This is a genomic window from Kribbella sp. NPDC049584 (genome assembly GCF_040675555.1).
GTDB lineage: Bacteria > Actinomycetota > Actinomycetes > Propionibacteriales > Kribbellaceae > Kribbella.
In genome coordinates, this window is sequence record NZ_JBFAPF010000008.1 from 161,820 (window position 1) to 177,359 (window position 15,540).

The following is a 15,540-nucleotide window of genomic DNA, read 5'->3' on the forward strand; positions in this document are numbered from 1 at the left end:
AGGTACGACGGACAATTCAGCCGATCTTCAGCCCTTGGGACACGGTAATGCGCCCGATCAGCGCGAAGACCGCGTCCAGCACGATCGCGAGCAGCGCCACCAGCAGGGCGCCGGTGAACATCTGCGGGAAGTCGCGGAGCTTCAGCCCGTCGACCACGTAGCGCCCGAGGCCGCCGAGCGACACCAGCGCGGCGATCGTCGCGGTCGAGACGATCTGCAGGGTGGCGCTGCGGATGCCGGAGATGATCAACGGCAGCCCGATCGGGATCTCCACCTTGGTCAGGATCTCGCGTCCGGTCATCCCCATCCCCCGGGCGGCGTCGATCGTGGCCGGATCGACACCGGACAGACCGGCGTACGTCGAGGCCAGAATCGGCGGGATGCCCAGCGCGACCAGCGCGATCAGCACCGGCAGGAAGCCGATCTGGTTGGTCAGCAGGACCGCGATCATCAGCAGGCCAAGGCTCGGCAGGGCACGCGCCGCGTTGCCGAGGTTGATCGCCAGGAAGGCGCCGCGCCGGGTGTGCCCGATCCGCAATCCGATCGGTAGCGCGATCACCACGGAGAGTCCGAGGGCGGCAAACGTGTACCAGAGGTGCTGCAGGATCCGCGCCCAGATCCCCTCGTTGCCGGACCAGTTGTACGAGTCGGTCAGGTACTGCCACATGTCACGCCACCTCCACCACTGGCGTCGAAACCCGAGCCCAGGGGGTCAGTACCCGCTGCAACGACACCAGGATCAGGTCCGCGACCAGAGCCAGCGCCAGCGAGAGCACGACCCCGACCACGACCGGCGTCAGGAAGTCCTTCTGGAAGCCCAGCGTGAACAGCTCCCCCAGCCCGCCGATCCCGATCACGGCGCCGACGCTCACCATCGAGATGTTCGCGACCGTGACCACGCGCAGCCCGGTGAAGATGACCGGTACGGCGATGGGCAGGTCGACCGCGATCAGCCGGTGCAGCGACCCGTACCCGACGGCGATCGCAGATTGCCGTACGTCGGGTGGCACGGAGCGCAGTCCGTCGATCACGTTCCGGATCAGCAGCGAGACCGTATAGATGGTCAGCGCGATGATGATGTTGATCGTCGACAGCACCTTGGTGCCGAGGAGCGCCGGGATCACGATGAACAAAGCGATCGACGGCAGCGAATACAGCAGGCCGCCGAACGCGATCAGCGGGTTCGCCAGCCAGGAGTAGCGCGTGGCGACGTACCCCAACGGCACCGAGATGATCAGCCCGAGGATCACGGGAATGATCGCCAGGTAGATGTGCTCGCGCAGCTGTTCCCAGATCAGTCCCAGGTTGTCACCGATCCAGGTCATCGGGCCTCCCGGTCTGGACTGAGGAGCGTAAGGAGCGAAGCGACTGAAGCGACGAGGGAAGACCGGGAGTTACAGCCCGATGTCCCGCCGCGCCGGAGGCGTGGCATCAGTACAGTCATGATCGCAACGCCTGTGCGACGGTCGACTGGTCGATGACGCCGATGGCCCTGCCTTCGTCGTCCACGCAGATGCCGCAGCCGGTCGGCGACGTCAGCACCGAGTCCAGTGCCGCGCGCAGCGAATCGCCGCGCTTGAAGACTGCGCCGAGCGGCAGCAGGTCGCCGGAGCCGTTCTTCCAGCCGACCGGTACGCCGTCCTTCAACGCGAGCTCGTCCGGCACCGGCCGCACCGGCAACTCTTCAGGATGCACGAACGTCAGCGCACGGTAACCGCGATCCTGGCCGACGAAGCCGCGGACGAAGTCGTCGGCCGGCTCACCGAGCAGCTCGGCCGGCGGCGCGAACTGGGCCAGCTTCCCGCCGACCTGCAGTACTGCGACGTTGTCGCCGAGCTTGATCGCCTCGTCGATGTCGTGGGTGACGAACACGATCGTCTTGCCGATATCGCGCTGCAGCCGGAGCAGCTCCTCCTGCAGCTGGTGCCGGACGATCGGGTCGACCGCGCTGAACGGCTCATCCATCAGCATGACCGCCGGATCGGCCGCCAGCGCCCGGGCGACGCCGACTCGTTGCTGCTGGCCACCGGACAGCTGGGCCGGATACCGCTCGGCGAGCTTGACGTCGAGGCCGACGCGTTCGAGCAGCTCCATCGCCGTACCGTGGGCCTTGCGCTTGTCCCAGCCGAGCAGCTTCGGGACGGTCGCGACGTTGTCCACAACGGTCTTGTGCGGGAACAGGCCGGCGTTCTGGATCACGTACCCGATGCCCCGGCGCAGCGTGACCGGGTCCTGGGAGTTGATGTCCACACCGTCGATCGAGATCTTCCCGCTGGTCCGCTCGATGGTGCGGTTGATCATCCGCAGCGACGTGGTCTTGCCGCACCCGGACGGCCCGACGAACACCGTGATCTGGTTGCTCGGGATCCGCAGGGACAGCTTGTCGACGGCGACGGTGCCGTCCGGGTACTGCTTGGTGACGTCCTCGAACTCGATCATGGCGCCCCTTCGCGCTCGTCGTCGGTCGCGGATGCGACCCTAGCGGAACGACAGACCGAATCCACGCGATCGCGCGGTTTCTCGTCTTTTGAAATGTGCACCGTAGCAGTACAGATTGCCACGGTCGCCCACAGTCAGCCTTCCCGCATCGGGATCCGCACACCCCGCTGGTCGGCGACCTCGACAGCCTTCTCGTAGCCGGCGTCGACGTGACGGATCACGCCCATCGCCGGGTCGTTCGTGAGGACCCGTTCCAGCTTCTGCCGGGCCAGGTCGGTGCCGTCGGCAACAGACACCTGGCCGGCGTGGATGGACCGGCCGATACCGACGCCGCCGCCGTGGTGGATCGACACCCAGGAAGCACCGCTGGCCACGTTCACCATCGCGTTCAGCAACGGCCAGTCCGCGATCGCGTCCGAACCGTCGAGCATGCCTTCGGTCTCCCGGTACGGCGACGCCACGCTGCCGGTGTCCAGGTGATCGCGACCGATCACGATCGGGGCCTCGAGCTCGCCGGAGGCAACCATCTCGTTGAACCGCACACCGGCCTTGTCCCGCTCGCCCTGTCCGAGCCAGCAGATCCGGGCCGGCAGACCCTGGAACGCCACCCGCTCGCCCGCCAGCTTGATCCAGCGCGTCAGGTGCTCGTTGTCCGGGAACAGGTCGAGGATCGCCTGGTCGGTCTTCGCGATGTCGGCAGGATTGCCGGACAGCGCGGCCCACCGGAACGGGCCCTTTCCTTCACAGAACAACGGCCGGATGTACGCCGGTACGAAGCCGGGGAACTCGAACGCCCGGGAGTATCCGGCCTTCCGGGCCTCGTCCCGGATCGAGTTGCCGTAGTCGAACACCTCGGCGCCCGCGTCCTGGAAGCCGACCATCGCGGCGACGTGCCGCGCCATCGAAGCCTGCGCGCGCTCGGTGAACCCGGCCGGGTCCTTCTCACGAGCGGCCGCCCAGTCGTCGAACTCGACGCCGACCGGCAGGTACATCAGCGGGTCGTGCGCCGACGTCTGGTCGGTGACGATATCGATCGGCGCGCCGAGCTCCAGCAGCTCCGGCACGATCACCGCGGCGTTGCCGAGGACGCCGATCGACAGCGGCCGGCGGGCCTTCTTGGCCTCCTCCGCCAACCGCAGCGCGTCGTCCAGGTCCTTCGCCCGTACGTCGAGATAGCGGTGCTCGATCCGGCGGTCGATCCGCGACGAGTCGACGTCGATACAGATCGCGACGCCGTCGTTCATCGTGACGGCCAGCGGCTGCGCGCCACCCATGCCGCCGAGGCCCGCTGTCAGCGTGATCGTCCCGGCCAGCGTGCCGCCGAAGCGCTTCTCGGCCACCGCGCCGAACGTTTCGTACGTGCCTTGCAGGATGCCCTGGGTGCCGATGTAGATCCACGACCCGGCCGTCATCTGGCCGTACATCGTGAGGCCCATCGCCTCCAGCTTGCGGAACTCCTCCCAGGTGGCCCAGTCGCCGACCAGGTTCGAGTTCGCGATCAGCACGCGCGGGGCCCACTCGTGCGTCTGCATCACGCCGACCGGCCGGCCGGACTGAACGAGCATCGTCTCGTCGTCCTTGAGCGTGGTCAGCGTGCGGACCATCGCGTCGAACGAGTTCCAGTCGCGGGCAGCCTTGCCGGAACCCCCGTAGACGACAAGCTCGTCGGGGTGCTCGGCAACCTCGGGGTCGAGGTTGTTCTGCAGCATCCGCAGCGCGGCTTCCTGCTGCCAGCCGCGGGCGGTGAGAGTGGTGCCGCGGGGTGCGCGCACAGGACGGGGTCCGGACATGGGTGATCCAGCCTTTCTAGAGGAGCGGACCGGTGACGGTCTCGGTGGCTTCGATGTAGGTGCCGTTGGCAACGAGTTGGACGGAGTGCTCGAGCTCGGGCGCCAGGTGGCGGTCCGTGCCTGGGCCCTCGACATGCTCACGCAGTACGGCCTTGGCGGCGGCGGTGGCCGGAGCGGGGGTCAGCGGCGCGCGCAGGTCGAGCGCCCGAGCGGCGGTGAGGATCTCGATCGCCAGCACCCGCTGCAGGCCGTCGACCGCCTTGCGCAGCTTTCGTGCGGCGGACCAGCCCATCGAGACGTGATCCTCCTGCATCGCGCTACTCGGGATCGAGTCGACGCTGGCGGGTACGGCGAGACGCTTGAGCTCGGACACGATCGCGGCCTGGGTGTACTGCGCGATCATGTGCCCACTGTCCACACCGGGGTCGTCGGCGAGGAACGCGTTCAGCCCGTGGTTGCGCGCCACGTCGAGGAAACGGTCGGTACGCCGTTCGCTGATCGAGGCCAGGTCCGCGACCGCGATGGCGAGGAAGTCGAGCACGTACCCGACCGGGGCGCCGTGGAAGTTCCCGTTGGACTCGACGCGGCCGTCTTTCAGTACGACGGGGTTGTCGATCGCGGCGGCGAGCTCGCGATCGGCAACCGACGCCGCGTGCGCTGCCGTGTCACGGGCGGCGCCGTGGACCTGCGGAGAGCACCTGAGCGAGTACGCATCCTGGACGCGGTTGCAGTCCGGACCGCGATGGCTCGCGACGATCGCGCTGTCCCTGAGGATCGCGCGGAGGTTGGCAGCAGCCGCAGCCTGGCCGGGATGCGGGCGCAGAGCCTGCAGGTCCTCGGCGAACACGCGGTCGGTGCCGAGCTGGGCCTCGACGCTCATCGCGGCGGCGAGGTCGGCGGTCTTGAAGAGCCGGTCGAGGTCGGCGAGCGCGAGGACCAGCATGCCGAGCATGCCGTCGGTCCCGTTGATCAGCGCCAGGCCTTCCTTCTCCGCGAGCACGATCGGCGTGAGGCCGTTCTGCCGCAGGGCTTCGCCGGCCTCGAGAAGGTTGCCCGCGGCATCGCGGACCTTGCCTTCGCCGAGGATCGCGAGTGCGACATGCGACAGCGGCGCGAGGTCGCCGGAGCAGCCGAGGCTGCCGTACTCGTGCACGACCGGGGTCAGGTGCGCGTTGAGCAGACCGGCGTACGCCTGGGCGGTCTCGACCTTCACGCCCGTACGTCCTGTTGCGAGGGTGGAGAGTCGCAGCAGGGCAAGCGCCCGTACGACTTCGGTCTCCACCTCGGGGCCCGAGCCGGCCGCGTGTGAACGGATCAGGCTGCGCTGCAACTGCGCCCGCAACTCCGGCGCGATGTGCCGCGTCGCGAGTGCGCCGAACCCGGTCGAGACGCCGTAGTGCGGGGTATCCGCATGGGCCAGCGCCTCGATCGCGGCGCGTGACTTCGCGATCTCTTCCAGGGCCTGGTCGTCGATCCGTACTTGCGCGCCGTACCGTGCGACCGCGACCACCTCGGCCGGGGTCAGCGGTCCGATACCGACAATCACCGTGTCTTCCACCCGATCATTGGACCGCGCCGCGATGCTCCTCGACAGCAGCGGCATACCAGTTTCTGTCTCGAATCTGAGACCTCCGGCGTGGACCCGCGAACACATAGAGTCAAGCCATGGTCTTCGAGATCCGGCCGGCGCGGCCGGCGGACGCGGTCGGCGTCGCCCAGGTCTGGGCTGCCGTGATGCCGCAGCTGGTGAAGTCGGCGCGGGCCATCGAGGCCGAACTGCGAGGTGGCCGGAGCCGCGTGATCCTGCTCGCGGTGGACGGCCCGGACGTGGTCGGGTACTCGAACCTGTATCTCCCCGAGGCAGACCTGGCCGGGGCGCGGGTGCGGATCACCGTCCAGGTGCCACCGTCGCAGCGCAAGCGCGGGATCGGCAGTGCGTTGCTGACCGCGATCTCCGCGGAGGCAGTCACAGCCGGGGCAGGTCGGCTACTGGTCGCCGTGGCTGACGACAACGAGTCCAAGGCATTCGCGGAGAAGCGCGGGTTCGCGTTGGGGCGGCGGATGAGCCATGCCGCCGCCGACCTGCGCGACGTCCGCGAGCCGGTTGCGCCGCCGGCCGGCCTACGTCTGGCCACCTACGAGCACCTCGAGCCGCGGCAGCTGTTCGACGCCGAGGTCCAGGTGCGGGACGACGACCCGAGCGGGTTCTCCGGCGGGCCGGCGTACGACGAATGGGTGAAGGTGTCGTGGAACAACCCGGACACCCGGCGGGACCTGAGCTTCGCGGTGCTCGACGGTGACCGGGTGCTGTCATTCGTCACCACGACTGCTGATCCGGACCGCGGGGTGATCTGGTCGAACCTGACCGGCACGATCCCGTCGGATCGCGGGCGTGGACTGGCGAAGGTGGTGAAGTCACACGCGCTGGCCGCGGCCCGGGACGCCGGGTTCGTGACGGCCTCGACCGGGAACGACGCCGGCAATGCGCCGATGCTGGCAGTGAACCGGTGGCTCGGCTACCGGACGACGACCGGCGCGTGGACTGCGGAGAAAGCCCTGTGAAGCGACTGGGCATCTCTTTGCTGTTCTTCCTGGTTGTGTCGCTCGCGGTCGGGTTGCTGCTCTCGGGCTCGGAGTTCCTCGACTGGGGTGTCGCCGGCGGACTGTTCGCGATCGCGGTGGCGGGCGAGGGGCTGCGGTTCTGGTTGGGGCGCAGCCGCGCGAAGAAACGCGAATCGTCAGGGATCTAAGTCCGGCCGGGTTACCCTGCCGTTGTGAGCGGCAACGTTCCCGCCTCGACCCGCACCCTGCGGGTGCTGACGTTCCTGGCCACCCAGCCCGGTCCGGTACCGATGGAGCGCATCGCCTCCGCGGTCGGCCTGCCGCGCTCGTCGACGTACCACTTGCTGCGGGCAATGATCGATGAGGGGTTCGTCGTCCATCTGCCGGAGGAGAAGCGGTACGGGCTCGGGGTTGCCGCCTTCGAGATCGGGTCGGCGTACCTGCGGCACGATCCGTTGGAGAGGTTGGCTCGGCCGTTGCTGGTCCAGCTGGTGCATGAGGTGGGCCAGACGGCGCATCTCGGCGTACTGCATGGTCGAGAGCTCGTGTACCTGCTGAAGGAACAGCCGCCGCGGCCGGTCACGCTGGTGACCGATGTCGGGGTGCGGCTACCCGCGACCCTCACCGCGTCCGGGCGCGCGCTGCTGGCCGAGCTGCCGCCGGCGCAAGTTCGTGCGCTCTTCCCCACGCCTGAGTCCTTCGTCCGCCGCACCGACCTCGGCCCGCAGACCCTTACCCAACTCCGGCGCCTACTGGCCGACGAGAAACGTCAGGGCTACGCGGTCGAAGACTCCTTCATCACCCCGGGCATGGCCTCGGTCGCCAGCGCGGCCGTGGACCACGCGGGCCACCCGGCTGCCGCCATCAGCGTCACCTTCCGCACAGACGCCGTCCCGCCACCGGACCGCCCCCAGCTCGCCCACCGAATCCGCCAGGCCGCGGCCGCGCTCACTCGCCGCCTGCACGGCTAGCCCGACTCGGCAGGGTGTTCGACCTGGCGGTCGCCCCATTGGGTGAGTAGGCCGCGCGCGATCTCCAGGTCCTCGCGGAGGGAACGGTCGGCCAGGTCGCCGGGCAGCGCAGCCAGAGCGTCTGCCAACCACGGGCCGATGGCTGCCGGTGCCAGATCGTCGGGGGTCAGGCCGGCCAGGCGGATCGCGCGTACGGCGGTGACGAGTTCGCTGGCAAGGACCTCGCGCAGGGCATCCAGCAATTGAGCGGTCAGTACTGCGGCCTGCGGCGCGAAGCTCGCGTGGAGCTCGGCGCCTCGGGACAGGGTCGCCGTGCCAAGCGTGGCGGGCTGTGCGGCCGAACGTACGGCGGCGAGTGCGTCATGCGCGACGTACTCGATCATCATCACGCCCGAGCTTGCCTCCGCGCCGCTGGCGAGGAACCGGCTGAGGCCGGTGTAGTCCGGGTCGACCAGGTTCGCGACGCGGGTGGTCGAGAGAGTTGCGACGCTGTGCAGGCTGAGCCGGAGCGAGTCGAGGGCGAGCGCGATCGGCATCGCGTGCCAGTTGCCGTTGTGCAGCACGGTGTCGCCGGCCACCAGCGGGTTCTCCGCGGCCGCATTGATGTCGATCCGCACACTGTTGCCCAAGGCATCGGAATGATCGACGGCAGGCCCGAGCACCTGCGCGAAAGCCCTTAACCCGAAGGGATCCTGCACGCGGGCGGGCGGGAGCGGCAAGCCGTCGAGCAGGCCGCGCATCCGGCGCGCGACCCGTACCTGCCCCGGCTGCGGACGAGCCTCGTGCACGCGCACGTCGTACACCTCGGCGTTACCGTGCAGCGCAACGTGCGAGAGCGCGCCGACCAGCGGTACGACGTTGATGAGCGTTACCGCCTCGACGTACGCGAGGCAGCACTCGGCGAGCGTGAGCGCATTGCTGGACAACAGCGGGAGCGCACTGGTCCCGTCGACGACATCGCCGAGCGCGAGCCCGAGCTCCGCCAGCGGACCGAGGTCGCCGGTACCGATCGCGCCGCCGCGATGCAGGTCGGGCAGATCATCGTCGTTGAGCAGACCAACGATCGCGTCGGCCACCGCCGGGTCGAGCCCGGAGCCACCCGCGGCGAGCTGGTTGACCCGGATCAGCAGCCCGAGCCGGACGACGTCCTTCGGGTACGACGTGGTGCCGGTCGTGCTGTGCGATCCGAGCAGACGCGCGCCGTGCTCCGGGTCGGACGTGAGCACGTCGCGGTTCGCGCCGACGCCGGTCGTCCGCCCGTACACCGGCCGGCGTCTCGCGACCTCGGCCACCACCGCGGCCGAGGCCTCCATCCGCTTTCGCGCGACCTCGCTCAGCCGAACCGCCGTACGCCGCTGCCCGAGCGCCACCGCTTCCAACGGGCTCAACCCGGTACCCGTCAGCTCAACCGGCTCCATCCCCACAGTGTGGAACCGCCCTGCCCGGTGGGGTAAGCGCCGCGCCCGGCTAAATGTCTCGAATCCGAGACGGGCAAACTCGGCCATGACAGTCGAGCACGAAGTACGCGCGGAGACCGCCGCGTCGGCGGTGAGCGGATCGCTCGGGTGGGCGACAAGGCGACGGTTGCCTCCTGAACACGCAAAACAGCCCGTCGCCTGGGGAGGCGACGGGCTGTGAAAGACCAGGGATTACTTCTGGCCGTAGCGCTTCTTGAACTTCTCCACGCGGCCCTGGGTGTCCATCACGCGCTGCTGGCCCGTGTAGAACGGGTGGCTCGCGGACGAGATCTCGACGTCGACGACCGGGTAGGTGTTCCCGTCGTGCCAGACGACCGTCTCGTTGCTCTCGCGAGTCGAACCGGTGAGGAAGCTGAAGTTGCCGGACTTGTCCCGGAAGACGACCCGGCGGTAGTCGGGGTGAATGTCCTTCTTCATGCTGCTGCACTTCCTTCCAGATAAGGGGCGAACGGGTCGGTCAGGGGATGGACCGCTTCATCCGCACGCAGGACACAACCGTCGAGGCGGGCGGTTAATTCCCGCAGCTCCAGACCGGGCCCGGTGATCGACAGGTAGGACGCGCGGTCGCCGTACTCCGGGTGCCACTCGAGGGCGGACCGGGCCTGGTGTTGCTGCCCGACCGCCGGCCAGCGATCGGCCGGGAGGTCGGCCAGCCACGGGCCGAGCACGCCGATCGAGATGTTCGTCCCGAAGCTGTCCCAGCTGAGCCGGTTGCGGTGCTGGGTCGCGATCCACAGCGTGCCGCGTCCGCGGGCCGACCCGGCGACCAGGTCCTCCAGGGCGTCGTACAGACGCTCCGGATGAAACGGCCGATTGGATTGCCAGACCAACGTCGGCACCTCGCCGTCCGCGGGCGCCGCGATCGAACCGGGCTCGACGACATTCCCGGGAGCATGCAGCCGGACGCCGAGCAGACCCGCCGGCGTGGTCTTGATCAGCAGCCGTGGATTGATCGCCCGGACCAGCGCGGCCGGAACCTCACTGCTCAGCACCGCCGCGTCAGCCGACTCCAGTTGCCGGACGACGACCTCGGCGATCGCGCGGCCGTCCTCGGCCGCGGTCGGGATGCCGCGATCACGGATCAGCTCGTCGCCGGTCACGTCAGCGAGCACGGTGGCGGCATCGACGGTGGTGACGACCGCGTCGATGCGGAGGTCGTCGGCCGTGGCGAGCTCGGTCGCGATCGCCTGGGTGTCACCGGCGGCGGGGACGCTCACGATCGCTGCGCCGTACCGCTCGATGGCCGCGATGCTCGAGAGGAGCTGGACGAGGGAACCGCGCATCGCGCAGGAGACGCACGGGTGGTCCATGGTGATCACCTCGCGGTCGATCACGCCGGCCGCAGTACGGGCGATCCGGACGACGGAGCCCGCGCTCAGGCCGCTCACGTCGTACTCCACCAGGACGCCGGTCGGGCCGGCAGCCGCGAGCAGATTGCCCGCCACGGCGCCGCGGAACTCGTCGTCCAGGCCCGTCAGCAAGGTCACCGGCAGCATCGACTCTCCTGTCTTGTTGAAAACGATAACCACTACAAAGTACCCTGTCGGCCGGAATAGCCGCCACCCGGCCGGCGTTGAGAGCAGTGTGGGTCACCCGCCAGGTGATCCGGGAAAGGACAGCATGGCCAAGCGCAACGACCTCCGCCCCATCATCAAGCTCCGCAGCACCGCAGGCACCGGCTTCACCTATGTAACGCGGAAGAACCGCCGGAACAATCCCGACCGGCTGATCATCCGCAAGTACGACCCGAAGACCCGGGCCCACGTCGACTTCCGCGAAGAGCGGTAAATGGCAACGACCGCGAAGATCGCTCGCAACGAGCATCGCCGCCGGACCGTGGCCCACTACTCCGAGCGTCGGTCCTCGTTGAAGCGCATCATCGCCGACCCCGGTACGTCGGCCGGCGACCGCGCCGAGGCGCAGCTGAAGCTCCAGAAGCTGCCGCGCGACGCGAATCCGATCCGGGTCCGCAACCGCGACGTCGTCGACGGCCGCCCGCGCGGCTACATCGGCAAGGCGGGCATCTCGCGGGTTCGATTCCGGGAGATGGCCCACCGCGGCGAACTGCCCGGGATCACGAAATCTTCCTGGTAACACGTCAAAGCCCCCCGCCGCAGCGGGGGGCTTTGACGTGTCTACAGGCGGTTGTACGCCTTCAGCGTTCGGAGTGCGCCGACGGTCACGATGCCGCGGTACTCCAGGGTGGCCGCGGGGCCTGGCGGCTCCCAGGTGAGTGCCCAGCCGCCGTCGTCCTGCTGGTCGGCGATCAGGCGGTCGAGATGGGCCTCGAGCTGGGCGTCGGTGAACAGTTGCTTCCAGAAGCTGTCCGGCGTCGGCGCGAAGTGCAGCGGCGTCACGCCGTACGTCGGATCCGCGGCGTCGGCGCGGTAGTTGGCGAGCTTGGGCAGCCAGTCGCGGATGCGATCCACATCGACGTCACCGCTGTGCTCCAGGAACTCCAGGGCCTCGTGCAACCCATGGGCATCCTCGGGGAGCCCCTTCGCGAGCTCGGCCGCCGACCATGCGCCCGCCTTGTCACGCCACGGGTGCTCGACGCCGAGCCGGTACAGCCGGCCGACCAGGCCCGCCGTCGGGTTGATGTCCGGCTTGTAGGTCCACTCGGTGATGTGCTCGGCCCGCGGGTAACCCTCCACCGCCGGACCGCACAGCGGAACAGCGCCGTCGACCGTCGCGGTCCGGTCCAGCCAGTCGACCGCCCGGCGGACCATCTCGTCGTCCCGGGCACCGGCCGCGAGCAGCGTGTCGAAAGCGACCTCGACGTCGAGCGGCAAGCTGTCCGGACACCGCTTGTCCGGCTCCAGCCCCCAGCCGAAACCGCCGTCTGCGTTCTGGAACCCGCGCAGCGCGTCGACCACGCCCTGCGGGTCAGCGCCCTCGAAAACCGTGGTGAAGAGCCGACGCTCGAGCAGCCGAGCGTCCCGCCGTACAAAGTCCCGACCTGCGGTGAAGATGTCCATGCGCCTACCCTCCCGCGGATCGTGCCGGAGGTCTTGAACGAAACGGACACGCTCAGGCTTCGAAGCGGTAGCCCATGCCCGGTTCGGTGAGGAGGTGCTTGGGGCGGGCCGGGTCGGACTCGAGTTTGCGGCGGAGTTGGCCCATGTAGAAGCGCAGGTTGCCGCTGGCGGTCTCGTAGCCGGGGCCCCACACCTCGATCAGCAACTGGCGTTGCGACATCAGCTTGCCGGGGTTGCGGACCAGGACCTCGAGCAGGTGCCACTCGGTCGGGGTGAGACGGATGTCTTCGCCGTTGTCCAGCGTCACGCGCTTCGCGGCCAGATCGACGACGGCACCGCCGACAGTCACCACCGGCTGGTCCTGGGCGACGTTGCTGCGGCGCAGTACGGCGCGCATGCGGGCCAGCAGCTCGTCGATACCGAACGGCTTCGTCACGTAGTCGTCCGCACCGGCGTCCAGCGCTTCGACCTTGTCAGTCTGGTCGGTCCGCCCGGACAGCACCAGGATCGGGGCGTCGGTCCAGCCCCGCAGCCCGCGGATCACGTCCACGCCGTCGAAGTCCGGCAGCCCGAGGTCGAGGATCACCAGCTCGGGCGGATGCTGCGCGGCCACCTTCAACGCCGACGTACCGGTGCCGGCCAGATGCACCTCGTACCCGCGCGCCTTCAGATTGATCTGCAACGCCCGCACGATCTGCGGCTCGTCATCCACCACGAGAACCCTGGTCACGCGGCCTCCCCAGTCATTCGTGCTCCGATCGTTCGCGGGCTCCGGGGACCGGGGCGTCGGTCGGGCGGAGGGCGGCGGTCGGCATGGTGACCACCATGGTCAGGCCACCGCCCGGGGTGTCTTCGGGCAGCAGCGTGCCGTGCATGGCCTCGGCCAGGCCGCGGGCGAGCGCCAGCCCCAGCCCGACGCCGACCGTGTTGTCGGTGTCGCCGAGGCGCTGGAACGGCGCGAACATCCGGTTCCGGTCCTCGCGCGGGATCCCCGGCCCGCGGTCGATCACCCGGACCTCGACGATGTCACCGAGTGCGCTGCCGGTGATCAGCGGCGGGCGCCCGGGAGGCGAGTAGCGGATCGCGTTCGCCAGCAGGTTCGCGACCACGCGCTCGAGCAACGCCGGATCCGCCTCGACCAGCGGCAGCGTGTGGGGGATGTCGACCGTCACCTGGTCGGCTTCGTCCCCCAGCTCGGCCAGTACGCCGGGCAGGATCTCGTCGAGCGCCATCGGCCGGGTGAACACCGGTAGCACTCCGGCCTGCAGCCGACTCAGGTCGAGCAGGTTGTCCACCAACCGCGACAACCGATCCAGCGACTCGTCCGCAGTCTCCAGCAGTTCGGCGCGCTCGGACTCGCTCCACTCGACGTCGTCGCTACGTAGCGAAGTCACCGAGGCCTTCGCCGACGCCAACGGGGACCGCAGATCATGGCCGACGGCGCGCAACAACGCAGTACGTAGCTTGTCGGCCTCGGCGAGCGGCTTCGCTTCAGCAGCGGCCTCGCTCAACCGGGCGCGGTCGACCAACGCGGCGGCGTGAGCCGCGAACGCCCCGACGAGCCGTCGCTCGTCGGCCTCCAACTGATGTCCTTGCAGCACGAGAACCAGGTCGTCCCGCGCCGGGATCTCCGCGTCGGCCTCCTCCGGACGGGTGCAGGTCAGGGAGCCGGCCGAGGCCAGCGGTCGCCAGATCTCGGTCAGCTCGTCGTCGTCCACACGTTCCATCAGGCACGCCCCGGTCATCCCGAACGCCTCGCGGACCCGTTCGAGCAGTGCGGGCAGGGCTGTCTCTCCCCGCAGTACCGATCCGGCCAAGGTCGCCAACGTCTCCGATTCGGCGGCCGCACGGGCCGCCTGCCTGGTACGCCGTGCCGCCCGGTCGACGACCGAACTCACCATCGCCGCAACAAGGACGAAGATCAGCAGAGCCAGCGCGTTGTTCAGCTCGGCGATCGTGAACGTCCGCCGCGGCGGGGTGAAGAACCAGTTCAGGACCAGCGACCCGCCGATCGCAGTCACCATCGCCGGCCACATGCCGCCGACCAACGCGACCACCACGACCGCGAACAGGAACGCCAGCACGTTGCTGGTCAGGTTAAGCGTGTCGCCGCCCAGACCGAGAACCAGCGCCAGGACCGGCGGCAGCACCACCGACAGCACGAATCCCTGGATCTTCCGGCGCCGGGACAACGCACCTCGCTGCCGCGGCAGCCGGCCACGCCCCATCAGCGAGTGCGTGACGATGTGTACGTCGATATCGCCGGAATCGCGGATCGTGGTGGCGCCGATCCCCGGGCCGGTGAACAACGAGCCGATCCGCGACCGCCGGCTGCCGCCGAGCACCAACTGGGTGGCGTTCTCGGCCCTCGCGAACGTGAGCAGAGCGGTCGGGATGTCGTCACCGACGACCTGGTGATAGGTCCCGCCGAGCTTCTCGACCAGGTTGCGCTGCTCCGCCAGCTTGCTCGGGTTCGCCCCGGTCAGGCCGTCGGATCGTGCGACATGTACGGCGAGCAGGTCCCCGCCGGAGGACCGGGCGGCGATCCGGGCCGCGCGCCGGATCAGCGTCTCCCCCTCGGGACCGCCGGTGAGCGCGACGACGACCCGCTCCCGGGCCTCCCAGGTCGAGTCGATGTCGTGCTCCTGCCGGTACTGCTGCAGGCCCGCATCCACCCGATCGGCCAGCCAGAGCAACGCCAACTCACGCAGGGCGGACAGGTTGCCGACCCGGAAGTAGTTGCCCAAGGCAGCGTCGATCTTGTCCGCGGCGTACACGTTGCCGTGCGCCATCCGCCGGCGCAGGGCCTCCGGCGTCATGTCGACCAGCTCGATCTGGTCCGCGGCCCGGACCACCCGGTCCGGGACCGTCTCCTGCTGCGGTACGCCGGTGATCTTCTCGACCACGTCGTTGATCGACTCGAGGTGCTGGATGTTGACCGCCGAGATCACGTCGATCCCGGCGGCCAGCAGCTCCTCGATGTCCTCCCAGCGCTTCTCGTTCCGGCTGCCCGGGACGTTGGTGTGCGCGAGCTCGTCGACCAGCGCCACCTCAGGGCGCCGGGCCAGTACCGCGTCGAGGTCGAGCTCGGTGAAGCTCGCACCGCGGTAGTCGACGATCCGCCGCGGGACCAGCTCGAGGCCGGTGAGCATCTCCGCGGTGTGTTCACGGCCGTGGGTCTCGACGAGTCCGACGACGACGTCGGTGCCCCGGGCGAGGCGCCGTTGCCCCTCGCCCAGCATTTTGTACGTCTTCCCGACACCGGGCGCGGCACCCAAGTAGATCCGCAGATGCCCACGGCCGTTCTTGCTCATAGCTCCAT

At 69.2% G+C, this 15,540-nt stretch carries 16 protein-coding genes; 5 read left to right on the forward strand and 11 right to left on the reverse strand.

What is annotated here, in order from left to right:
- Positions 1-16 precede the first annotated feature (16 nt).
- The 5 genes from AB0J62_RS26200 to hutH form a co-directional block, all read right to left on the reverse strand.
- The gene (locus tag AB0J62_RS26200; RefSeq protein WP_130442682.1) at positions 17-667 is read right to left on the reverse strand and encodes an ABC transporter permease; all 651 of its coding nucleotides are present in this window, start codon (positions 665-667) and stop codon (positions 17-19) included.
- A gap of 1 nt (position 668) precedes the next feature.
- On the reverse strand, positions 669-1,325 hold the full coding sequence (locus AB0J62_RS26205; RefSeq protein ID WP_363876361.1) for an ABC transporter permease: 657 nt from the start codon (positions 1,323-1,325) through the stop codon (positions 669-671).
- A gap of 115 nt (positions 1,326-1,440) precedes the next feature.
- A complete protein-coding gene (locus AB0J62_RS26210; RefSeq protein WP_363876364.1) occupies positions 1,441-2,439 on the reverse strand; it encodes an ABC transporter ATP-binding protein in 999 nt (332 codons plus the stop codon).
- A 134-nt stretch (positions 2,440-2,573) separates the two neighbouring features.
- Entirely contained in the window at positions 2,574-4,229 is a 1,656-nt protein-coding gene (gene hutU, locus AB0J62_RS26215) for a urocanate hydratase (protein ID WP_363876367.1), read from the reverse strand.
- A 16-nt stretch (positions 4,230-4,245) separates the two neighbouring features.
- Positions 4,246-5,787 carry a histidine ammonia-lyase gene (gene hutH / locus AB0J62_RS26220; RefSeq protein WP_363876370.1) on the reverse strand — a complete coding sequence of 514 codons (1,542 nt, stop codon included), beginning with the start codon at positions 5,785-5,787 and terminating at the stop codon, positions 4,246-4,248.
- A gap of 107 nt (positions 5,788-5,894) precedes the next feature.
- Between hutH and AB0J62_RS26225 the strand changes: the two genes are divergently transcribed.
- From AB0J62_RS26225 to AB0J62_RS26235, 3 genes are read left to right on the forward strand one after another with little or no spacing between them, the layout of a single operon-like run.
- Positions 5,895-6,791 (forward strand): GNAT family N-acetyltransferase, encoded by an 897-nt coding sequence (locus AB0J62_RS26225; protein ID WP_363876373.1) that lies wholly within the window; start codon positions 5,895-5,897, stop codon positions 6,789-6,791.
- A complete protein-coding gene (locus AB0J62_RS26230; protein WP_363876376.1) occupies positions 6,788-6,979 on the forward strand; it encodes a hypothetical protein in 192 nt (63 codons plus the stop codon). The genes AB0J62_RS26225 and AB0J62_RS26230 overlap by 4 nt, the downstream gene beginning before the upstream one ends.
- Before the next feature lie 24 nt (positions 6,980-7,003).
- Positions 7,004-7,762, forward strand: a complete 759-nt coding sequence (locus AB0J62_RS26235; protein ID WP_363876381.1) for an IclR family transcriptional regulator — start codon at positions 7,004-7,006, stop codon at positions 7,760-7,762.
- On the opposite strand, the gene AB0J62_RS26240 is transcribed toward AB0J62_RS26235, so the two are convergent.
- The 3 genes from AB0J62_RS26240 to AB0J62_RS26250 all read right to left on the reverse strand — a co-directional run bounded on the left by AB0J62_RS26240 (position 7,759) and on the right by AB0J62_RS26250 (position 10,736).
- Positions 7,759-9,180, reverse strand: a complete 1,422-nt coding sequence (locus tag AB0J62_RS26240) for an aromatic amino acid lyase (RefSeq protein ID WP_363876385.1) — start codon at positions 9,178-9,180, stop codon at positions 7,759-7,761. The genes AB0J62_RS26235 and AB0J62_RS26240 overlap by 4 nt on opposite strands.
- Positions 9,181-9,411: 231 nt before the next feature.
- Entirely contained in the window at positions 9,412-9,657 is a 246-nt protein-coding gene (locus AB0J62_RS26245; RefSeq protein ID WP_134110539.1) for a type B 50S ribosomal protein L31, read from the reverse strand.
- Positions 9,654-10,736, reverse strand: coding sequence for a GTP-binding protein (locus tag AB0J62_RS26250; protein WP_363876390.1), 1,083 nt, complete (start codon positions 10,734-10,736; stop codon positions 9,654-9,656). The genes AB0J62_RS26245 and AB0J62_RS26250 overlap by 4 nt, the downstream gene beginning before the upstream one ends.
- A 124-nt stretch (positions 10,737-10,860) precedes the next feature.
- Here AB0J62_RS26250 and rpmG point away from each other — a divergent pair, with 124 nt between their 5' ends.
- Positions 10,861-11,028, forward strand: coding sequence for a 50S ribosomal protein L33 (rpmG, locus tag AB0J62_RS26255; RefSeq protein WP_130442702.1), 168 nt, complete (start codon positions 10,861-10,863; stop codon positions 11,026-11,028).
- On the forward strand, positions 11,029-11,334 hold the full coding sequence (gene rpsN, locus AB0J62_RS26260) for a 30S ribosomal protein S14 (protein WP_134110543.1): 306 nt from the start codon (positions 11,029-11,031) through the stop codon (positions 11,332-11,334).
- Positions 11,335-11,375: 41 nt separating this feature from the next.
- On the opposite strand, the gene AB0J62_RS26265 is transcribed toward rpsN, so the two are convergent.
- The 3 genes from AB0J62_RS26265 to AB0J62_RS26275 are packed head-to-tail and all read right to left on the reverse strand — an operon-like array spanning position 11,376 to position 15,532.
- Complete coding sequence (locus AB0J62_RS26265) at positions 11,376-12,218, reverse strand: hypothetical protein (RefSeq protein WP_363876396.1); 843 nt, start codon at positions 12,216-12,218, stop codon at positions 11,376-11,378.
- Between the two features lie 52 nt (positions 12,219-12,270).
- The gene (locus AB0J62_RS26270) at positions 12,271-12,948 is read right to left on the reverse strand and encodes a response regulator (RefSeq protein WP_363876399.1); all 678 of its coding nucleotides are present in this window, start codon (positions 12,946-12,948) and stop codon (positions 12,271-12,273) included.
- A gap of 13 nt (positions 12,949-12,961) precedes the next feature.
- Positions 12,962-15,532 carry a DUF4118 domain-containing protein gene (locus AB0J62_RS26275; protein ID WP_363876403.1) on the reverse strand — a complete coding sequence of 857 codons (2,571 nt, stop codon included), beginning with the start codon at positions 15,530-15,532 and terminating at the stop codon, positions 12,962-12,964.
- Positions 15,533-15,540: the final 8 nt, after the last annotated feature.